The following is a 20441-nucleotide window of genomic DNA, read 5'->3' as shown; positions in this document are numbered from 1 at the left end:
TAAGTAGCAGGAAAAAGTCAATAGTCATTAGGAATTTTTTTTAGCGACTTTCCGAATGACTAATGACTATTTGCATTTTTTATGGAAAGGTAAAAAAATCAATAATGCATTCAATGCAAATCCTGAAATAAGAATAGCAGAACCAATCTCAGGATGTTTAAAAGTCATCAGTAATTTACCTGAAAGTGCAAGAAAACCTCCGGAAACCATGGCAACTATACCCAACCGTTTGTTGTATCGCAGATTGAAAAGCGCTGCCACCATGGGGATTATAAATGCGCCTGAATAGAACGAAAGTGCCAGCAAAAGAGACGAAACGATGGAAGTTATTTTTAATGAAATAATCATGCTCAAAATGCCCACCCCAATAATGAAGAATTTGGTTTGCCTGAACGACTTTTGATTGTCGATGTCCTTATTGAAAAGTTCGCTGATAATCATTGATGCGGTCAAAAGGGTAGTTGCGGCAGTCGATAAAACCGCAGAAATAAGCGCTGCAACCAGAATGCCGGTTGCCCATTCTGGTAAAATGCTGTTGGCCAGATTGACTAAACTAGAGCTGTTTTGTGCTCCGGAATGAAATGTAGTGGCATAAATTCCAACATACGAAAGAACAAATCCAAACGGAATCAGAATCAGGGCTACAACCCAAACACTACGGAAAGCGGTTTTCTGATCTTTGGCGCAAAAAACACGCGAATAAATATCGGGTCCAACAACGAATGTGCTTGAAAATGTCAGCACGAGAATAAATAAATCTAAAGGTGAAAAGCGGAAGTTAAATGGGAAGACACTGGCGAATGGAGGTAATTCCGGCAGTTTTGATGTCGGGATCATTATCGCCGTCAGTATTACCCCGCAGAGAATAAAGAATGATTGAAACAAGTCGGTTTTCATAATCGACACTTGTCCCCCAATGTAGGTGTACACGATGAAAATGGTTCCGGTAAGTAAAACTCCTGAAGGATATTCCAAATCGAAAAAGCTGACCAAAATTTGCGCTCCGGCAATAATCTGGGCAGCTACAACACCCAACCACGCAACCGGTATGATTAGCGAAGTCACTTTTCGTGCCGACTCGCCATAGTATTGACCAATCAGTTCAGGCAGAGTGAATTTCCCTTTTGAATATACCTTTTTAACGATTGGAAGCAATCCGAACAATCCCAAACTGGCTGCCAGAATATACCATGCCGATGCCCACGATTGAACTTCTGCCAATCCGATGGTTCCCAAAATAGCCGATCCACCCAAGATAGTAGCAAGCAGACTGCCTGAAATTTGCCAGATTCCGGGTTTTTTCCCTGCCAGAAAATAATCTGACGGCGTTTTGACTTTCAGAAATGAGTATATTCCGATAAGGAATAAAGCCAATGCGTAAACAATCAGGATGATAGACTTCATGTTGACAGAAACAAAGTTTGAATCAAATTGAACAGCCGTAAAGTTGTAAATTTTTAGCCGGATAAAAGAAACTTCCAAGAATAGAGATTTTTCTGAACGATTTAATTTCGGCAGATTGAAGTAATTACATTAAGAGATTTTAGTCAACAGTTACTTGTGTTCAAAAACATTGCATCAACAATCGCTAAAATTTCTAAATTTGATCCGTTATCGTACACGGAAACATATATTCAAACTTAAACCAATAAAATCAAATGAGAAAAATTCAAATTCTTTCTGCTTTATTACTGCTCGTTTCAGTGGGTTCGGCAAAAAATAACGACGGATGGGTTTCCCTTTTTAACGGGAAAGATCTGACCGGCTGGCATCAACTGAATGGTCAGGCTAAATACCATGTTGAGAAGGGCGAAATTGTTGGAACTACCGTTTCGGATACCCCAAATTCCTTCCTTGCTACTGATAAAGATTATGGCGATTTTATTCTTGAACTCGATTTGCTCGTTGCCAACGAAATGAATTCAGGTATTCAGTTCCGTAGTATCAGCAAGCCCGACGTTATGAATGGCCGGGTACACGGTTACCAGTGCGAAGTCGACCCATCGGCACGTGCCTGGAGCGGTGGTATTTACGACGAAGCACGCCGTGGATGGCTTTACACCGGCGAATTGAACCCTGCAGCCAAACCCGCTTTTAAATTGGAACAGTGGAATCATTACCGCATTGAATGTGTGGGTAATAGCATTCGAACCTGGCTCAATGGAGTTCCGGTTGCCTATGTGCTCGACGACATGACTCCAAGCGGATTAATTGCCCTTCAGGTTCACGCAATCGGTAAAGACGATCAGCCTGGAAAGCAAATTCGCTGGAAAAATATACGCATCAAAACAACTGATTTGAAAGCAACTGAAACTCCTGATGTTTTCGTGGTTAATTTATTGCCAAACAATTTGAGTTCAGCTGAAAAAGCACAAGGCTGGAGTTTGCTTTTCGACGGAAAGACAAGCAATGGATGGAAAGCAGTCAATCAGGATCAATTCCCTGCTGAAGGCTGGAAAGTAACTGATGGCACCCTGATGACAATGCCAAATCGCCCGGAGACACCTGTAAAAGGAACCGATATCGTCACCGTTGATAAATATTCAGCTTTCGAACTTCAGTTTGAATTCAATTTTGCTGAAGGTGCCAATAGCGGAGTGAAGTATTTCCTTGGCAATGGTGGTCCAGGCATTGGACTCGAATATCAGGTGCTCGACGACAAAAGGCATCCTGACGCCAAGGCCGGTGTTGTTGGAAACCGCACCATGGGTTCGCTTTACGATTTAATTCCTGCAGACAAGCAGGAACGTTTTACCAAAGGCGCCAACGAATGGAACATTGGCCGCATTGTGGTTTATCCGGATAATCACATCGAACATTGGCTGAATGGCATGAAAGTCGTTGAATACGTTCGTGGATCGAATATTTACAAGGCGCTGGTAGCCCGCAGTAAATATGCCGAATTCAAAGATTTCGGAATGGTAAAAGAATCTCCCATCATGTTGCAATACCACAACGATCAGGTTAAATTCAGGAGTTTAAAAATCAGAAAATTATAACCACTAAATCAATAGAATCATGAGTACAAATCGTAGGGAATTTATCCGCAATGTTGCGGTTGGCGCTGCCGGAATTGGTATTGGAGGCGTTGCTTCCGGCTTCAGTGCAAAAAGTTATTCGCGGATTGTTGGAGCCAACGACCGCCTAAATGTGGCGTTGATGGGCTGTGGCCGCAGGGTTGGCGCTTATTACGCCGCTTTGCAGGACAAAAATAACAATGTTGATGTGGCCTATATCTGCGATGTAATGAAAAAGCAACGCGAAAGGGTAGGGAAGCATCTGGATGGGAAAGTTTCTGGAAAAGCTACTCTGGTCAGCGATATTCATGAAATCTGGAACGACCAGAGTGTTGATGCCATATTCAACGCAACCCCCGACCACTGGCACGCTCCGGGAACCTGGATGGCCATGCAAGCCGGGAAGCACGTTTACATTGAAAAGCCATGCAGCCACAATCCACGCGAAGGTGAGTTGCTAGTCGCTTTTCAGAAAAAGTACGGAAAGGTCGTTCAAATGGGAAATCAGCAACGTTCGGCTAAAGAATCACAGGAAATTATCTCAGAAATTCATAAAGGTGCCATTGGCGACGTGTACAAAGCAGTTGCTTTTTATTCGAATAACCGTGGTGAAGTGCCTGTTGCCAAAAAGGCTCCGGTTCCGGAAGGTCTGGATTGGGAACTTTGGCAGGGTCCGGCTCCTCATGTGGAATATAACGATAACACCTGGGATTACAACTGGCATTGGTACGGCTGGATCTGGGGAACTGCCGAAGCCGGAAACAATGCTACACATGAATTAGATGTTGCACGTTGGGCACTTCAAGTTAAATATCCTGAATATGTGGAAGTTGAAGCTGCTAAACGACATTTCAAGAATGACGGTTGGGTGATGTATGATACCATGGATGCAAGGTTTCGCTTTCCGGGAAATAAAATTATTGAATGGGATGGAAAGAGCCGCGAAGGGTATAATACCTACGGATCCGATCGTGGAACGATCATTTATGGAAGCGAAGGAACTGTTTTCGTTAATCGCGATGGTTATACGCTCTACGACCGGATGGGGAAAAAGGTCAAGGACAATAAATCATCGGGTAGTGAAGCTGGTACTGCTTTAGGTGGCGGCGGTGATATGACAGACACGCATGTGGCCAATTTCTTTAATGTAATCAGAGGAAAAGAAAGCAAGTTAAATTCTCCTATCGAAGAAGGCGCTATCAGTCAAATGTTGGTTCACTATTCAAACATTGCTTATCGTACGAACAAACCTTTTAAGGTAAATACGGTTGATGGCCATATTTTAGACAATGATGCGATGAAACTTTGGGATCGGGAATACCAAAAAGGATGGGAACCGAAGTTGTAAGAACTAATCTGTAATTCTATAAATTGCATAAACTCCCTGATTCATTCGGGGAGTTTTCTTTTTTTTGATATTTTCGTGACGCTAATAGACTAAAACTAAACGAATGCTAAAATTGATAACGATTGCCTTGTTGATATTCTTTTCGTTTACCGGAAATGCTCAAATCAATATGGTTGTGAAGCCTGGTGGGTTTCTTTTTATGGAAGGCAAAGACAGCATCTTTTTCTATCAGAAAAGTCCAAAAGATAAAAATGGAGAATATAGCCGCTGTAATTACATTCATCCGATCTACGGTGCTGATGGCTTAAGACTTACCGAAGATTTCCCAACCGATCACCTGCATCACCGTGGCGTCTTCTGGGCTTGGCATCAGATATTAATCGATAACAGGCAAATTTCTGATGGTTGGGATTTGAAGAATTTTCAGCAAAAAGTGACCAATTTTGAATTTAGGCTTCAAAAAGGAGTTGGCTTAATGAATGCTACGGTAGAATGGAAATCGCCTTTGTGGGACAATGGTGAGAACGCTTACCTGAAGGAAGATACCCGGATCATCATTCATCCCAAGACCGGAAATTACCGCCGAATTGATTTTGAAATTCGCCTGAAAGCACTGACCGATCGGTTGAGTATTGGCGGCTCCGACGATGGAAAGGGTTACGGTGGATTTTCAGTCCGCTTGAAATTACCTTCCGATGTAGCCTTCTCGGGTGCAAATGGGCCGATTGAACCCATAAATACAGCCATAGAAGCAGGCAATTCGATGAATATTAGTGGATCATTTCTGCGGGATGGGAAACAAGGCGGAGTTGCTATTTGGAGTGATCCATCAAATCCAGAGCCATCAACCAGCTGGATTGTTAGGAAAACCGCCAGTATGCAAAATGCAGCGTTCCCGGGGCGAAAGCCCGTTGCCATTCCGTTCGATCAGCCATTAATTCTGAAATATTCAATGCTGGTTTATCAGGATAGTATGAGTCCAAAACAAATCAAAAAAGCAGTAAAATAGTTTGTCCAGCACGGTAAACTCATAACTTATCATTTATAATTCATAACTAGTAACATGGCCATTCTAAAATTCTCAGAAAGTACTCCGGAAATCGTTCGCGAAGGTCTGGAGCGACGCATCATATCTACTCCCAATTTAATGACTGTTATCGTTGATTTTACGGATGGTCCGTGGGCAGAAGCAGAGCCTTTTCATTCGCATTTGCACGAGCAAACCAGTTATGTGGCTTCCGGTGAAATCATATTCTACTGCGAAGGTGAACCCGAACGGCATCTTCATGCAGGCGATATGTTCTCAGCCTCCTCCGGACAAAAACATACCGTTAAAATTTTATCGCCAACAGCCCGGTTAATTGATAGTTTTAATCCGATCCGTCAGGAATTTATTCGCTAAATTTTTTTGAATATTTTGCTCCTTTTAGCTTTGAGCTATTTGAAGAAGGGGTTCTCACAGGTATCAATAATATCTATGGTGGATACCTATTATCTATTCTCATACTCCGAACATATCTGAAAACGCGGTGTTTCAATAGAAAACAAGCATAGAACAATGAAAAGTAAAGTTTTTCGGTACAAACTTCTGGTTACAATTATTGGTGCAATTGGGGGATTTCTGTATTGGAAATATATTGGCTGTGCAAGCGGTACCTGTCCGATAAAATCGGTTTGGTACTTAATGACACTTTGGGGAACTGCAATGGGTTATTTGTTGGGTGATTTATCTGTAAATTTTGTTGTTAAACGGGAGGCTGGAAATGATAAAACGGTTTAATCGCATTGTAAACTCTTCGCGACCTGTATTGGTCGATTTTTATGCCGATTGGTGTGTGCCATGTCGGTTAATGCCACCTATACTGAAAGAGGTGAAGGAGGAATTCCGGAAGCATGTTCGCATCATCAAAGTAAATGTTGATCATTATCCCGACATCGCTACTAATTGTAAAGTTCAGAACATTCCGGCCATTGTGCTGTTTCAGGATGGTAAAATACATTGGAGCGGAAAGGGAGTGCAGCAAGTTAGCGACATCACTATTGCTCTGAGAGACATTCTTTAATGATTTTTTGAACCGAACCTAACAGTAAATGGCAGAACGTAAACTTCAAATTGGAGACCAGCTTCCACATTTTATTCTGAACGATGAAAATCACCAACCGGTTGATATTTCAATGTTTAAAGGAAAATACCTGATTATTTATTTTTATCCCAAAGACGACACTCCCGGATGTGTTAAGGAAGCTTGCAGTTTTCGCGATTCGTTTCAGGATTTGGTTGACGTAGGTGCGGTAGTTTATGGTGTAAGTAATGACCGGCCAGATACACATGCTCAGTTTAAAGCCAAATACAGGTTGCCTTTCTCGTTGCTATCTGATAACGGTGGCGAGTTACGTAAACTACTCGGTGTTCCTTCCGATTTGTTCGGTTTGCTTCCCGGCAGGGTTACCTACGTTTTCGATCCTGAAGGCCGATTAATCCGCGAATTTAAATCGCAGTTGTCGCCCGAGAAGCATGTAAAAGAAGCGCTAAAGATGATTCTTGGGAAAGTTTAGTCTGTTTTATAATTGAAAAAATGCTTTTTATAAAGCACGATAACCAAGCCAAAACCTAAAGCATAACATCCTGCCAAAATATAATTCTCCATCCCGGTTTCCTTCAATGAATCTGTTGTAACCACATTGGTGAAAAATTGATAGGCGATATTACTTCCCCAATGAATACCTAAAGTAAGCCAAAGGCTACCTGTTGCAATAAACGCCCACATCAGGAACAGTCCCAGAATAAACAAATACAACATGACATCTGGCTTATTTATCCTGAAAATGTGATTAAGCACGTAAACAACTGCAGACAAGAGAATCAATCGATTTGTGTTCCATCTTTCAGGCCAGAAAGCTTTCAGGTAGCCTCTGGTAAGTATATCTTCGGCTAGTGATGGCAATAAAGTTCCAATCGCAAATAACAATATTTGAAACAGAACTTGATTCCAATCCAAATGAACAGACATTTCGCTCCAACCCAACCAGACTGGTATCAGGTTTGCCAAAACAGAGATGACAATTCCGATGATTAAACCTTTTGCCAGATTACCCAGATGCTGTCGAAATCCCCCAAGACCGTACATCCTGAACCCATTTTTAAACTTCTGTTTGCCGATGATAAATGCCACAAAGGTAAACAGCAACATACACGACTCAAATAGTAAAATGAGTGGCTTTTGATAGTGATTTTGCAGGATTTCCGGAAAATGGTAAACTGAAAACAAAATTGCGAAGCCAACGAGTACAGCTGCAATTTTTTGAATGCCTGATATCTTAAAACTATTCATTTCAGGTTCATTTTTAATTGATGAAGAATCCATAAATGGGTTCTTCATCAATATCATAATGTTCCACTTAAATAATCGGGAAAATCTTGTGATCGGCCAGATATTCCAGTATGGCTTTTGTATTCGTGGCACGGTTCTCAGGCTTCAAAACCATCGTTGGATTCTCAGGTACCGAATATCGTAAATCGGCGCCCGGTAAATTGGCAACCAATCCTTCTTCGAATTTCTCATACAATTCCGGTTTATTTTTCTTGCAGAATTCCAGATCTGCGTCCATGTGAATCAGCTTAAAGCGATCGTCACCGATGATTTGAACCACCTGTTTGCGGATATTTTCGTCAGGAGAAATGAATGAACAAATGGTGATGATTCCCTGATCGTTCAACAATTTGCTGATGTGAGCCACGCGGCGCAAATGTTCGGCACGGTCGGCAGGCGAATAGTCCAGCTCATTTGAAAGTCCCAAACGAATTGAACTTCCGTCGAGTAGAACAACAGTTGCCCCGGCATCAAACAGCTCTTTTTCGAGCGTAAAAGCCAGTTCGTTTTTTCCTGAACCATGCAGCCCGGTAATCCAAAGTGTGGTGCCTTTCTGGTTGTACCGTTTTTCGCGCTGAGCATCCGGAATCAGGCATTCGCCTTTGGCAATTCTGCTTTTGTTGGCTTCCAGTGTTTTTTCGTCCACAATTTTCGATGGAAGGTCTTCGGCATTAAGCTTATCAATAATCATCCCCACGGCTACCGTGTTGTTCGTTATCGGGTCGATCAGGATAAACGAACCTGTGCTGTGGTTTTTCTTATACGGATCGAAGAAAATGGCTTTGTTGGTAGTCATCACCACGCGTCCGATTTCGTTCAGCTCGAAATGGTCGATCGAAGATTTCTGAAGTGAATTGACATCGATCTTGTATTTAATCTGGTCGAATTTCACCCGGGTCGTGTTGTTGGCATGCTTAATGAAAAGCTGCACATTGGGGTCCATCGGCTTTTCGTCCATCCAAACCAGCATCGATTCGAAATGGCGCTCCACCCGCGGCAGATTGTCGGGATAAACAATCATGTCGCCACGCGAAATATCGATTTCGTCTTCCAGCGTAATGGTAACCGATTGCGGCGGAAAAGCCTCGTCCAGGTTTCCGTCGTAAGTAATAATCTCTTTTATCTTCGAAGTTTTGCGCGAGGGCAGAACCATAATTTCTTCGCCTTTCCGGATAATTCCTGAAGCCACACGAGCTGAGAATCCGCGGAAATCGAGATCGGGACGAAGTACATATTGAACCGGGAAGCGCATGTCGTCGAAGTTGCGGTCGCTGCTGATGTGTACCGATTCGAGAAACTCCAGCATACTCGGACCATGATACCAAGCCATTTGAGTTGTAGGTTCCACTACATTTTCACCTTTCAGAGCCGAAAGAGGAATAAAGTTCACATCCGGAACATCGAGCTGGGTAATGAATGATTTGTAGTCGGCCACAATCTCGTCGAACACCTTCTGGTCGTAATTCACCAAATCCATTTTGTTAACAGCCAAAACCACGTGTTTGATGCCCAGTAAAGAAACTAAAAACGTGTGGCGACGTGTTTGGGTAATCACGCCCTTGGTAGCATCAATCAGGATAATGGCCAGGTTGGCGGTTGATGCGCCGGTCACCATGTTTCGTGTGTACTGCGTGTGTCCGGGTGTATCGGCGATGATGAATTTACGCTTGTTGGTCGAGAAATAGCGGTAAGCCACATCGATCGTGATTCCCTGTTCGCGTTCGGCTTTTAAACCGTCGAGCAGGAGCGCGTAGTCGATTTCCTCGCCGGCATGACCAACGCGTTTGCTGTCGCGTTCCAATGCCGAAAGCTGATCCTCGTAGATCTTCTTGCTGTCGAACAGCAAACGGCCAATTAGGGTAGATTTCCCATCGTCCACCGAACCGGCTGTTAACAAGCGAAGCAAGTCTTTCTTCTCGTCCTGATCCAAATATGCGTTTATGTCGAGCGTTCCTCTTGATTCACCAAAAGGCGAGTTGTCGGTCGAAGTATTTTGAAGTTTATTGTTGTTCATTTTGTTTCTTGTTTGATTTTATTTCTATCTCGGTTGGCTAAAGCCGAACGGCAAAGAATATAAGCGTTCAATTTGGAAAGAGCCATATCCTTTGCCATCACATTCATGTGACGGACATCAAATGTAAATACTAGAAATATCCTTCTCTCTTCTTCTGCTCCATCGATCCGTCCTGGTCGAAGTCGATCACGCGGGTGGTGCGTTCCGAAACGGTAACGGTCATCATTTCCTCCACAATCTTTTCAATGGTATCAGCTTCTGATTCAACTGCACCAGTCAATGGATAGCAACCCAACGTGCGGAAACGAACCATTTTCATTTCGGCTTTTTCGGCTATTTCTTTCGGCATGCGGTCGTCGTCAACCATAATCAAGTTACCATCCTGGTTTACCACCGGACGTTCCTTGGCAAAATAAAGCGGTACAATTGGGATTTTTTCCAGACGGATGTATTGCCAGATGTCGAGTTCTGTCCAGTTTGAAATTGGGAAAACACGGATTGATTCGCCTTTGTGAACACGGGCATTGTAAATGTCCCACAATTCAGGACGTTGATTCTTTGGATCCCACTGGTGAAATTTATCGCGGAACGAGAAGATCCGCTCTTTTGCGCGCGATTTTTCCTCATCGCGGCGGGCGCCACCAAATGCAGCGTCAAATTTGTAAAGACTTAGTCCTTCGAGCAAAGCCTGGGTTTTCATCACATCGGTATGCACTTTACTTCCGTGGGTAAATGGGCCAACACCGGCTTCGAAAGCTGCCTTGTTGTAATGAACAATCAGGTTCCAACCGTTTTCGCGGGCATAATTGTCGCGGAATTCAACCATTTCCTTAAACTTCCATTTTGAATCGATGTGCATCAGCGGAAATGGTACTTTCCCGGGATAAAAGGCTTTTTCGGCCAAACGAACCATCACCGACGAATCTTTTCCAATGGAATAAAGCATCACTGGATTCTCGAATTCGGCTGCCACTTCGCGGATAATGTGGATAGCCTCGGCTTCCAGTTCTTTGAGATGCGAAAGACTGTATTCTGTCATATGTTGTATTTACTTTATAATTTCAAGGTCGCTAAAATAATACTTATAACTCTTCTATTGATTGGTATTGATACTTAGTGGCAAAATATAACAACTATTTTAACTATCAGTTAATTCAAGATGGCTAAAATTTCCAGAAAAAAGGAATCAGGGAAATTGAAATCAGAAAAGCGATGAGGTTAAACGGCAGTCCAACTTTTACAAAATCTTTGAATTTGTAATTTCCGATACCCTGAACAATCAGGTTTGTTTGGTAGCCAATTGGAGTTGAGAAACTCATAGAAGCCGCGATGCAAATGGCAACAAAAAATGGTTTCGGACTAACGCCCATCTGAGTGGCGGCAGCCATTGCAATCGGAAACGAAATGGCAGCAGCAGCATTGTTTGTAATGACTTCAGTAAAAATATTGGTTATAAGGTATATACATGCCAGAACCCCAATGGGTCCCCAGTTTTTAGCAAAATCGATTGCTGTATGGGCGATTCCACCGGCAAGTCCGGAGTTTTGCATGGCTTTGCTTATACCGAATGAACAAGCAATAGTAATAAGCAAATCCCAACTGATAGCTTTTGTATATTTCTGATGCGGAACAATTTTTAACCAGACCATCAGCATAGCGGCAACCGCCGAGAAAAAGAACATGTCGGCCTGTACATTTTCGAATTTTGGGAGGTAATCGGTAGCTGTTGCTCCCGCAATCATAAACGCCAGAATGCTGAGAGCCATCCATCTTTTCCCTCTTCCAACTGATTTGTCGTGATCGCCAATGTAAGTGGTCAGGTAAAATATTTTTGAATCGCCCCAGTTTTTAATAAAGCGATCGGTGGTTAAAAGAACCAGATTATCACCCTCTTTGAGTTTCAGGCTTCGCAGGTTAGAAGTAATTCGTTCTCCGTTACGATGAACAGCAACAATGGCAGCCTGGTAGTGATCGAAAAAGTTGAACTCGAAAATTGTTTTTCCAATGCCCGGGAAACGTGGGGCCAGAACGGCTTCGTATTGCTTCAAATCATTGGTGTTAATTTCATCTTTCAGCAGATCGAGTCCTCGCAGACGAACACTTGTTAGGTTTTTGATTATATCCAATCCATTTGATTTTCCGGCTACTAAAAGGTGATCGTTTGCTTCAATGGTTAATCCATGTGTTTTTCCCTCCAGTTTTGCACCGTCACGTTCAATCAGGATAATATCAAATCCTTTCAGGTCTTTGCTCCGTCCGTTTTTCAGGCTTTGACCAACCAGCAAACTATCTTCTGGAACAATAAGTTCATAATAGTAGTCCTTTTGGTCGGCGAGCGGCTTACGAATGAAATTTTTCTCTCCGGGAAGCAGGTGAACGCCAATGTAGCTCATGTAAATATATCCGGCGAAAGCAAGTGGTACGCCAACCATTCCGAGCTCAAACATCGAAAACCCTTTGTATCCGTTGTTCAGCATCAATCCGTGAACAACCAGATTGGTTGATGTGCCAATCAATGTACAAACCCCTCCTAATATGGTTGCATACGAAAGTGGAATTAAAAATTTCTGAGAAGAAAGGTTCAGATTTTCAGCCCATTTTTTTACAATAGGGGCAAAAATAATCACGATTGGAGTATTGTTTAGAAATGCAGACATAAATGAAATGGGAAACATCACTCTGAAAAACAGAGATCGGATATTTCCCCTCCGTCGAGGCAAAAAGGCTGTGGCCAATCGATTTAATGCACCTGATTGGGTTATTCCTTCGCTAACAACAAATAAAATGGCAACAGTTATCATTCCTTTGTTCGAAAAGCCGGCCAAAACTTCGTCGGACTTTAATATCCCGAATGTCATCAAAAAGATAAGGGCTGAAAATAAAATCAGGCCAGGTCGCATTACCTCTTTAGCGAGAGCTGCAATCGTGATAATGAGGATGGCCAGTACGAAAAATCCTTGTGATGTCATTTTACTATGAAATTTGGATTTTGTAAATCTTCTTTATTGTAAGTCAATTCTGTTTTTAAATCCTGAAGGAAAATGTTCTTCCCGGCTGCTTTAACTATCGCATGTCCAGCAGCGGTATCCCATTCCATCGTTTTTCCAATTTTTGGGTAAACATCAGCGGTTCCTTCGGCAACCATGCATATTTTAAGCGAACTTCCCTTATTAATTAGGCGAATTGATTCATGTTTACTTTTAAGATTTTCAATGTATTCTTTTGTTTCCTGATTCATGTGCGATCGGCTAACCACAACTGCAAATTCGTTCCGTTTTGCTTTCTCCGGAAGTTTTATTCCTGAAAGCTGCACGATTTGAAAGTTGCAGTTTTCAGCCGGATTGAAAAGTTTGAAAGCTCCGATTCCCTGAATGCCGACGTAAAGTTCTCCTGTTACAGGTGCATAAATGACGCCAGCAACGGGTTCATTATTCCGGATAAGGGCAATATTAACCGTAAATTCATCATTGCGCTTAATGAATTCTTTGGTTCCGTCCAACGGATCAACGAGCCAAAAGAAATCCCAATTTTTCCGTTCCTGAAAACTTAAATGAATTCCTTCCTCGCTTAAAACCGGAAGGTGAGTGCTCTCGAGTGCCTTCAGAATTTCATCATGTGCATATTGGTCAGCTAAAGTTACCGGTGTTTGATCATCTTTTACCTGCACTTCAAAATCAGCTAAAGAATAAACTTCCCTGATTTTGATTCCCGCAAGCAAAGCTGCATTTATAGCTTTATCAATTAATTTTATTACTTCCATCAGTTAAATTGCCGCAATAATTGTAGGTAATTTACCAGTTTTTACCGCCATTTTAAAAATACGATTCAAAAGTAGGTAACAATGCCGACTTGCCTTTAGGCTTTTATACTTATAAAATCAAACTCGTTTTATGCTGATTTTGTTTCTAGTGTCATGTTAACTTGATATGGTCTGGCAGGTCATTCTGGACTTCTGGACTTCTTGCTTGTCAGGCGAGGTTTCAGGTTCTCATCAGCGCAGAGATACCGAAACAAGTCTGACATGACATTGCGTCAATTGTTGGTTGACACGACACAAGTATATGTGAATAGCGCGTTGGAAATGTGTAGTGATTATTTTTTCCAGACTTGATCTCTAACGGCGTAAATACGCTCAATAATGTCGACTACTTTTAAACCTTCAAGAGCATTTGTACTGATTGGCGCATGTCCATTTAGAGAATTGACCACATTTTGAATGACCAAATGATGATTCTGAGCGGATCCTTTATACAAGCCATAGTCGTTTGGAGGGGCGCTGGCTTCCAGTTCAGGCATTTGATAATCTTTGATGTTGCAGTAAACCACTTCATTCATGTATTGTCCGGCCACTTTAATGGTGCCTTTTTCGCCAATAATGGTCATGCTGCTTTCCAGATTCTCTTGGTAAATGGCTGTCGAATAGTTTAATGTGCCAATTCCTTCATTAACGAATTCGAAATTAACAATCCCGGTATCTTCAAAATCAGTTAAGGTCTGGTGATTAAAGTCTTTGAATTGGCCACTGATATTTTTGATGTCGCCAAACAACCAATACATGATGTCGACAAAGTGCGAAAACTGGGTAAACAAGGTTCCGCCATCCAGTTTCGCGTCGCCATGCCAGTTTTTGCGGGTGTAATAACGATCATCGCGGTTCCAATAACAATTAATCTGAACATGGAAAAGCTGACCCAACAGGTTTTCTTGCATCACACTTTTGAGCCATACCGATGGGGGAGAGTAGCGGTTCTGCATAACACAGAATACATTACGATTTTTCTCGAGCGATTTGAAAACAATTCGTTCGGCATCCGTTTTTGTCAAAGCCATTGGTTTTTCAACCACGACATGCAAACCTTTCCCGAGTGCTTTTAACGCCATTTCAGCATGTAATCCATTTGGAGTGCAGATATTCAAAACATCGATATCATTCTCTTTTTCAAATAATTCGTCAAGAGACTGATAAAATGAAATTCCATTGTATGAGGTTTTGCATTCTTCCGGAGTTAGGATATCGCAAACAGCAACCAATTCCGACTGCGGATTCCGAAGAATCATTTCAGCATGGCGTTTGCCAACGTGCCCTTGTCCAACAACAGCAAATCGTATTTTTTTTGATGATGACATAGTTGATTTCTAGCTTAGATTTTTGATACTTTCCCATTTTCGAGCCTGTATTTATCCTGACTTTCAGGACATACAGCCAACCCTTCCGGATTGAATTTTAATTTGTGACCATATTCACTCATCCAACCGGTTTGACGAGCTGGATTACCCATGACCAATGCATAATCCGGAATATTCTTGGTGACGACTGCTCCAGCACCAATAAAAGCATATCTTCCGATGGTTATTCCGCAAACGATGGTGGCATTGGCGCCAATTGTTGCTCCTTTTAGTACCTGGGTTGGCTTGTACTCATCTTTCCGGACTATGGCGCTTCGTGGATTAAATACATTAGTAAAAACTGCGGACGGCCCTAGAAAGACATCGTCTTCACAAATCACGCCTGTATAAACTGAAACATTATTCTGAATCTTCACGCGGTTGCCAATTTTTACTTCAGGCGAAATAACCACATTCTGACCTATCGAACAGTTTTGCCCAATACTACAATTAGACATGATGTGAGAGAAATGCCAGATTTTAGTTCCTTCTCCAATTTGACAATCCGGATCGATGACCGAAGTTTCGTGTGCAAAAAAAAATGTTTCCATTAGTTGAAAAATTCGCGAATTGCCGAGGTGATATAATCAAGTTGTTCAACGGTTAATTCGGTGTGCATGGGCAAAGATAATACTTGTTCCGATAGTTTCTCTGAAACAGGAAAATCGCCTTTTTTATACCCCAGATAGCTATAGGCTTCCTGAAGATGAAGCGGTACGGGATAATAAATCATGCTCGGAATATTTTTGTCAGCAAGGAATTTATGAAGTGCATCGCGCTTTTCAGGCACTTGAATGGTATATTGATGAAAAGTATGGGAACTGTACGAAACCCTTGCAGGAATCGTTAATCCTGAAATCTTGGATAATTTTTGATCGTAAAAGTCAGCAGCAGCTTGCCGGGCTGCAATATATTGATCGAGGTATTTTAGTTTCACATCGAGAATAGCAGCCTGAATGGCGTCTAACCTCGAATTCAAGCCGATTTGCTGGTAATAGTAGCGCTTGCTCATACCATGATTGGCGATGGAACGCATATTCTTTGCCAATTCGTCGTTATTTGTAAACAAGGCGCCGCCATCGCCAAATGCACCTAAATTTTTGGTCGGGAAGAAAGAATTACAGGCAATGTCGCCAATAGTCCCGGCTCTAGCGGTCATCCCATTCCTGAAAATGTATTCTGTGCCCAAAGCCTGGCAGGCATCTTCAATTACGAAAAGGTTATTTTCACGGGCAATTTCATTCAACGTTTCCATATCGGCACATTGACCATAAAGGTGAACGGGCACGATAGCTTTTGTGAGGTGGTTGATGTGCTGATTAATCAAATCGGGTCTGATATTAAAGCTATTCGGGTCAACATCCACCAAAACAGGCTTTAATTTCATTAGGGCTAATACTTCGAGCGTTGAAACAAAGGTAAATGGCGTAGTGATCACCTCATCTCCTTCTTTCAAATCCAAAGCCATAAGGGCAATTTGAAGAGCATCGGTACCGTTTCCACATGAAATAACATGTTTTACATCCAGGTATTCTTTCAGGTTATCCTCAAATTCGTTGACTTTTCCTCCTTTGACAAATACAGAAGAGCGAATAACCTCTTGCATCGCCCGATCTATCTCATCTTTTATCTTTTGGTACTGACTGTACAAATCCACCATTTGAATATTCATAGAATGTATTTTGACATAAAACGCAATATTTGTTCACTTTTGTATGAAGCTACGTATTCTTAATTGCAGCTAAACTTTGATTAAGCAAAAATAGGAATTTGTTTGGTCAGATCAGGATTTTTCGCACTTCAGCTCAACGATTATTATTAAGATAATTGAACATGTCGAAGAATTGATTGTTTAGTAAGCATGTATTGTTTGTTGATTATCAAAAGCTTGAGAAATATATTTGAAATTATTCATATTAGTGTTGTTATTTAAAATTTAAAAGCATATTTTTGCATCCGCTTTTGAAAAACAAAGGCACATGAGGATGACTCAGTAGCTCAGCAGGTAGAGCACATCCCTTTTAAGGATGGGGTCCTGGGTTCGAATCCCAGCTGGGTCACACCAAAAGACATCAATTGACACTAAAAGCGCTTAAATCAAAGGTTTAAGCGCTTTTTTATTTTCGGAAAAGTGTCAAAATGTGCACCAATTCGCAAAATAAACGAGACTATATCGAGACCTATCGGCAGAAAAACTCAAACAGGTCTCGGTAATCGATGTAAGATTCTGATAATTAATTCATTTTGATTTATTTTGGTTTGTTTTGATGCTTGGAAATGAGACCCAAACAGGTTAGTTTTAAGCATGAAAACGAGACCATTTTTTAAACTAAAAAATGAGTCTAATTATGAGAGTAACAGTAAATTTTTCACTAAAGAAAACGAAATCCCGTGCTGATGGGAAATGCCCGGTTTATGTACGGTGTACCATGAACAATCAACGTTTTGAATTATCTACCAGCATCTTTATTTGTCCTGAATCATGGGATGATGAGCGGCAGCAAGTTGTTGGAAGATCCGAAGAATCTAAAATTTTGAATAACCGGTTGAATAAAATCCGTAACAGAGTACAGGAGGTTTATAGTCAATTGGAATCAAAAGGAGAACCTTTCTCTACTTTAAATGTAAAAGATAAATTGCTGGGGATTAGCAACGAAAAGGGGTTATTAGAAATTCTTGATGGTATTATCAAAGGTATTGAGGCACGTGTCGGGAATGATTATTCCGAAGGAACATTAAAGCACTACAAAACAACCAGAGAAAGACTTATAGAATTTCTGAGAAAGAAATTTGGGAGGAATGATATTGGACTTTCTTTGGTGGATTACAGTTTTCTAAACTCATTTGACATCTACCTGAAAACGGAATACCAATTAAAACCAAATACGGCTTTAACATACCATAAACATCTAAAAAAGACGTTGAACACGGGCATAGCGATGAATCTGATCTCGAATAATACTTACAACTCATTCAAAGTTTCCCGTAACGAGACCCACCGTGATTACCTGACAATTCAAGAACTGGAGCAAATCAGGAATAAGGAAATTTGTACCCTCAGAATGGAGACTATTCGCGACATATTTATTTTTGCATGTTACACAGGATTGGGGTATGCCGAACTAAAAAAGTTGAACAGTACACATATCCATCAAGGAAACGATAGCGGAAAATGGATCATTATTGACCGAACCAAGACAGATATCCGGTGTAGAGTTCCTCTATTACCACAAGCCAAAGCCATATTGCAGAAATATGAGAATTTTCCCATAACACAGAACAGAGGGAAATTGCTCCCTGTGCACTCAAACCAAAAAATGAATGAATATCTCAAAGAACTGGCTGGCATCTGCGGAATCAATAAAAATCTATCTATGCATGTTGCCAGACATACTTTTGCTACTACTGTGACCTTAACCAATGGTGTACCGATAGAAACAGTTTCAAAGATGTTAGGGCATACTTCTTTGAAAACAACTCAAATTTATGCAAGGATTGTGGATTCAAAAATATCAGCAGATATGAAAAAATTGAATGCTATCCTAAATGAAAAAAAGGAAGATAACGTGCTCATTTAGCCAATGCCTGCATTTTGTTCTTAACTTGATTATTATTAAAACAGTTATATTTACATTTGAAGCCTGCAATTTACTTATGAAAGAAGATAAATATATATGGGAAGAATTTAAGAATGGGGAGGATCATGCCCTTTCGTATATTTATTATCAGAATATTGATGCTCTTTTCTTTTTTGGCAAAAAATTTACAAAAGATGAGAATTTAGTTTTAGACTGTATACAGGATCTATTTTATGAATTAATTCGAAAAAAAGGAAATTTGGGTGAAACAGATAATATTCGGTTATATCTATTGAAATCGCTTAGACGAAAATTGATCCGTGAAATTCAGAAAAAACAAAAGCAGGAAGAGCAAGTTTCTGAGCTCGGAATATTCCCCAATGTTGTTTTCTCTGTAGAAGAAGATTTAATCGCAGAAGAAGAAAAGTCTCAAAAAACAAACATCCTGAAAAAAGCGATGGGTGAACTAAATGAAAAACAGAGAGAAATTCTATATTACAGGTTTAACTGTGGGTTTAATTATAAACAAATTAGCGAGATCATGTCAATTACGAATGATTCCGCCCGTCAGCTTGTATCACGCGCAGTTTCATCATTAAAAAATTATTTGGATGATTGTGGCTCAATTTTATTGGTCATTTTCAGAGAATTGAAAAAAATCAATTCTATTTGATATTTTTTGTCACAAATTGGTATTTGTTGCCTTATATATGTAAAAAGGCAATAAATGAAAGAAGAAAAGTACAAAGGATGTTCTCTTGAAGAACTTCTCGAAGATCAGGATTTCGTCAATCAGATAATTAGCATACAGACGAATGAAGAATGGGAAGATTTTCTGCAAGCCAACCATTCTGCTAAATACAATATAGTACAGGCGAGGAAAATTATTCAAATCTTCAGAGTATCTGAAGGAAGACTTCGGGACGAACCCAAATTCAATCTCTGGAAAAACGTTAGTGACTTCAACACAAATTTTTCAAGAAAGCGAAAAGTTGCACAATTAAATGTTTTTATCCGGTATGCTGCCTCTATTTTGATAGTATTTGCAATAGGCAGTGCAATTTATTGGGGATTCTCCACTTCCGATAACAAGTATAGTTTTTCAAAAATTGAATCAGTAAAAGATAATAATCCCATATTGGTTTTAGCCAATAAAGAGAAGGTTGAATTAGCTTCGGATAAAGAATCAAATATTATTGTTCTGAAAAATCAAGATGCGATCTTGGTGAACAATGACAGTATAATTCAAAATATTCCACAGTCAGGAACAGATCTAAATGCTTTTAACGAAATCACCGTTCCCTACGGGAAAAAAGTAACTCTACAATTGTCCGATGGAACTAAAGTTCAGCTAAATGCCGGAAGCCAGTTTGCATTTCCCCAATCATTTAATGGCAAGACCAGAGAAGTTTACCTCGTTGGAGAAGGTTATTTTGAGGTTTCAAAAAATGAGAAACAACCATTTATTGTTTCGACGCCAAAAGTTGATGTAAAAGTATTAGGCACAAAATTTAATCTTTCAGCCTATTCATCCGATAATATTTGTGAAACTGTTTTGCTGGAGGGTAAAGTGGAGATACATGGAAAGGGAAAAGTATTTAATGACAGGATCGATTTAACACCAAACCAAAAGGCTATATATTCCGATGACACCAAACAACTTACTAAATCAAACATTTCGGATGCCAGTATGTACACAACATGGATAAATGGGTGGTACGATTTTTCAAATGAGAAATTAGACAGAGTTCTTGGGAAACTTGAACGATTTTATAATGTAAAATTCATTTATGACAGAGCACTTGTTGAAAATGCACTTCCTATTTCGGGCAAGCTTGATTTAAAGGATTCATTATCTGAAGTTATGGGTGTGTTATCTGGCGTAGCAAAAATTGATTACAAAATATCGAATGAAAATATAGTTATTATGATGAAAAATCATTGATG

19 protein-coding genes and 1 tRNA gene are annotated in these 20441 nt (G+C 40.6%); 11 read left to right on the top strand and 9 right to left on the bottom strand.

From position 1 onward, the window contains the following. Window positions 1-66: 66 nt before the first annotated feature. Window positions 67-1404: a sodium:solute symporter family protein gene (locus AQPE_RS02350; protein ID WP_318349438.1), complete on the bottom strand. Its 1338-nt coding sequence runs from the start codon at window positions 1402-1404 to the stop codon at window positions 67-69. Window positions 1405-1658: 254 nt separating this feature from the next. Here AQPE_RS02350 and AQPE_RS02345 point away from each other — a divergent pair, with 254 nt between their 5' ends. The 7 genes from AQPE_RS02345 (at window position 1659) to AQPE_RS02315 (ending at window position 6921) form a co-directional block, all read left to right on the top strand. Further along, window positions 1659-2999, top strand: a complete 1341-nt coding sequence (locus AQPE_RS02345) for a 3-keto-disaccharide hydrolase (RefSeq protein WP_318349437.1) — start codon at window positions 1659-1661, stop codon at window positions 2997-2999. A 19-nt stretch (window positions 3000-3018) separates the two neighbouring features. After that, window positions 3019-4365: a Gfo/Idh/MocA family protein gene (locus AQPE_RS02340; RefSeq protein ID WP_318349436.1), complete on the top strand. Its 1347-nt coding sequence runs from the start codon at window positions 3019-3021 to the stop codon at window positions 4363-4365. A 103-nt stretch (window positions 4366-4468) separates the two neighbouring features. Next, window positions 4469-5374 carry a DUF6807 family protein gene (locus AQPE_RS02335; protein WP_318349435.1) on the top strand — a complete coding sequence of 302 codons (906 nt, stop codon included), beginning with the start codon at window positions 4469-4471 and terminating at the stop codon, window positions 5372-5374. A 54-nt stretch (window positions 5375-5428) separates the two neighbouring features. After that, on the top strand, window positions 5429-5767 hold the full coding sequence (locus AQPE_RS02330; RefSeq protein ID WP_318349434.1) for a cupin domain-containing protein: 339 nt from the start codon (window positions 5429-5431) through the stop codon (window positions 5765-5767). 156 nt (window positions 5768-5923) lie between these two features. Then, the gene (locus AQPE_RS02325) at window positions 5924-6145 is read left to right on the top strand and encodes a DUF6132 family protein (protein ID WP_318349433.1); all 222 of its coding nucleotides are present in this window, start codon (window positions 5924-5926) and stop codon (window positions 6143-6145) included. After that, complete coding sequence (locus AQPE_RS02320; RefSeq protein ID WP_318349432.1) at window positions 6129-6428, top strand: thioredoxin family protein; 300 nt, start codon at window positions 6129-6131, stop codon at window positions 6426-6428. Before AQPE_RS02325 ends, AQPE_RS02320 begins: the two co-directional genes overlap by 17 nt. A gap of 28 nt (window positions 6429-6456) precedes the next feature. Continuing rightward, entirely contained in the window at window positions 6457-6921 is a 465-nt protein-coding gene (locus AQPE_RS02315) for a peroxiredoxin (protein WP_318349431.1), read from the top strand. On the opposite strand, the gene AQPE_RS02310 is transcribed toward AQPE_RS02315, so the two are convergent. From AQPE_RS02310 to AQPE_RS02275, 8 genes are all read right to left on the bottom strand, one after another. Then, on the bottom strand, window positions 6918-7730 hold the full coding sequence (locus AQPE_RS02310) for a CPBP family intramembrane glutamic endopeptidase (protein ID WP_318349430.1): 813 nt from the start codon (window positions 7728-7730) through the stop codon (window positions 6918-6920). The genes AQPE_RS02315 and AQPE_RS02310 overlap by 4 nt on opposite strands. Before the next feature lie 34 nt (window positions 7731-7764). Beyond that, entirely contained in the window at window positions 7765-9750 is a 1986-nt protein-coding gene (gene cysN, locus AQPE_RS02305; protein WP_318349429.1) for a sulfate adenylyltransferase subunit CysN, read from the bottom strand. Between the two features lie 130 nt (window positions 9751-9880). After that, window positions 9881-10789, bottom strand: coding sequence for a sulfate adenylyltransferase subunit CysD (cysD, locus tag AQPE_RS02300; protein ID WP_318349428.1), 909 nt, complete (start codon window positions 10787-10789; stop codon window positions 9881-9883). Between the two features lie 124 nt (window positions 10790-10913). Then, entirely contained in the window at window positions 10914-12719 is a 1806-nt protein-coding gene (locus AQPE_RS02295) for an SLC13 family permease (RefSeq protein ID WP_318349427.1), read from the bottom strand. Beyond that, a complete protein-coding gene (gene cysQ, locus AQPE_RS02290; protein WP_318349426.1) occupies window positions 12716-13510 on the bottom strand; it encodes a 3'(2'),5'-bisphosphate nucleotidase CysQ in 795 nt (264 codons plus the stop codon). Before cysQ ends, AQPE_RS02295 begins: the two co-directional genes overlap by 4 nt. A 332-nt stretch (window positions 13511-13842) precedes the next feature. Next, on the bottom strand, window positions 13843-14877 hold the full coding sequence (locus AQPE_RS02285) for a Gfo/Idh/MocA family protein (protein ID WP_318349425.1): 1035 nt from the start codon (window positions 14875-14877) through the stop codon (window positions 13843-13845). Between the two features lie 14 nt (window positions 14878-14891). Then, window positions 14892-15467 (bottom strand): acyltransferase, encoded by a 576-nt coding sequence (locus AQPE_RS02280; RefSeq protein ID WP_318349424.1) that lies wholly within the window; start codon window positions 15465-15467, stop codon window positions 14892-14894. Continuing rightward, window positions 15467-16588, bottom strand: a complete 1122-nt coding sequence (locus AQPE_RS02275) for a DegT/DnrJ/EryC1/StrS family aminotransferase (protein WP_318349423.1) — start codon at window positions 16586-16588, stop codon at window positions 15467-15469. Before AQPE_RS02275 ends, AQPE_RS02280 begins: the two co-directional genes overlap by 1 nt. Before the next feature lie 315 nt (window positions 16589-16903). Between AQPE_RS02275 and AQPE_RS02270 the strand changes: the two genes are divergently transcribed. The 4 genes from AQPE_RS02270 to AQPE_RS02255 all read left to right on the top strand — a co-directional run bounded on the left by AQPE_RS02270 (window position 16904) and on the right by AQPE_RS02255 (window position 20439). Further along, window positions 16904-16976, top strand: a tRNA-Lys gene (locus AQPE_RS02270). Window positions 16977-17264: 288 nt separating this feature from the next. Then, the gene (locus AQPE_RS02265; RefSeq protein WP_318349422.1) at window positions 17265-18494 is read left to right on the top strand and encodes a site-specific integrase; all 1230 of its coding nucleotides are present in this window, start codon (window positions 17265-17267) and stop codon (window positions 18492-18494) included. A gap of 76 nt (window positions 18495-18570) precedes the next feature. Continuing rightward, entirely contained in the window at window positions 18571-19167 is a 597-nt protein-coding gene (locus AQPE_RS02260) for an RNA polymerase sigma factor (RefSeq protein ID WP_318349421.1), read from the top strand. A gap of 54 nt (window positions 19168-19221) precedes the next feature. Further along, complete coding sequence (locus tag AQPE_RS02255; protein ID WP_318349420.1) at window positions 19222-20439, top strand: FecR family protein; 1218 nt, start codon at window positions 19222-19224, stop codon at window positions 20437-20439. The last annotated feature ends 2 nt before the right edge of the window (window positions 20440-20441 follow it).

It is taken from the genome of Aquipluma nitroreducens (assembly GCF_009689585.1).
Taxonomy (GTDB): Bacteria; Bacteroidota; Bacteroidia; order Bacteroidales; family Prolixibacteraceae; genus Aquipluma; species Aquipluma nitroreducens.
The sequence above is the reverse complement of the archived record's forward strand: the minus strand, read 5'-3'. Positions and strand labels throughout refer to the sequence as shown.

Coding starts and splice junctions, on each gene's coding strand:
- AQPE_RS02350 (WP_318349438.1), bottom strand. CDS start 1,404: ATGAAGTCTATCATCCTGATTGTTTACGCATTGGCTTTATTCCTTATC.
- AQPE_RS02345 (WP_318349437.1), top strand. CDS start 1,659: ATGAGAAAAATTCAAATTCTTTCTGCTTTATTACTGCTCGTTTCAGTG.
- AQPE_RS02340 (WP_318349436.1), top strand. CDS start 3,019: ATGAGTACAAATCGTAGGGAATTTATCCGCAATGTTGCGGTTGGCGCT.
- AQPE_RS02335 (WP_318349435.1), top strand. CDS start 4,469: ATGCTAAAATTGATAACGATTGCCTTGTTGATATTCTTTTCGTTTACC.
- AQPE_RS02330 (WP_318349434.1), top strand. CDS start 5,429: ATGGCCATTCTAAAATTCTCAGAAAGTACTCCGGAAATCGTTCGCGAA.
- AQPE_RS02325 (WP_318349433.1), top strand. CDS start 5,924: ATGAAAAGTAAAGTTTTTCGGTACAAACTTCTGGTTACAATTATTGGT.
- AQPE_RS02320 (WP_318349432.1), top strand. CDS start 6,129: ATGATAAAACGGTTTAATCGCATTGTAAACTCTTCGCGACCTGTATTG.
- AQPE_RS02315 (WP_318349431.1), top strand. CDS start 6,457: ATGGCAGAACGTAAACTTCAAATTGGAGACCAGCTTCCACATTTTATT.
- AQPE_RS02310 (WP_318349430.1), bottom strand. CDS start 7,730: ATGGATTCTTCATCAATTAAAAATGAACCTGAAATGAATAGTTTTAAG.
- cysN (WP_318349429.1), bottom strand. CDS start 9,750: ATGAACAACAATAAACTTCAAAATACTTCGACCGACAACTCGCCTTTT.
- cysD (WP_318349428.1), bottom strand. CDS start 10,789: ATGACAGAATACAGTCTTTCGCATCTCAAAGAACTGGAAGCCGAGGCT.
- AQPE_RS02295 (WP_318349427.1), bottom strand. CDS start 12,719: ATGACATCACAAGGATTTTTCGTACTGGCCATCCTCATTATCACGATT.
- cysQ (WP_318349426.1), bottom strand. CDS start 13,510: ATGGAAGTAATAAAATTAATTGATAAAGCTATAAATGCAGCTTTGCTT.
- AQPE_RS02285 (WP_318349425.1), bottom strand. CDS start 14,877: ATGTCATCATCAAAAAAAATACGATTTGCTGTTGTTGGACAAGGGCAC.
- AQPE_RS02280 (WP_318349424.1), bottom strand. CDS start 15,467: ATGGAAACATTTTTTTTTGCACACGAAACTTCGGTCATCGATCCGGAT.
- AQPE_RS02275 (WP_318349423.1), bottom strand. CDS start 16,588: ATGAATATTCAAATGGTGGATTTGTACAGTCAGTACCAAAAGATAAAA.
- AQPE_RS02265 (WP_318349422.1), top strand. CDS start 17,265: ATGAGAGTAACAGTAAATTTTTCACTAAAGAAAACGAAATCCCGTGCT.
- AQPE_RS02260 (WP_318349421.1), top strand. CDS start 18,571: ATGAAAGAAGATAAATATATATGGGAAGAATTTAAGAATGGGGAGGAT.
- AQPE_RS02255 (WP_318349420.1), top strand. CDS start 19,222: ATGAAAGAAGAAAAGTACAAAGGATGTTCTCTTGAAGAACTTCTCGAA.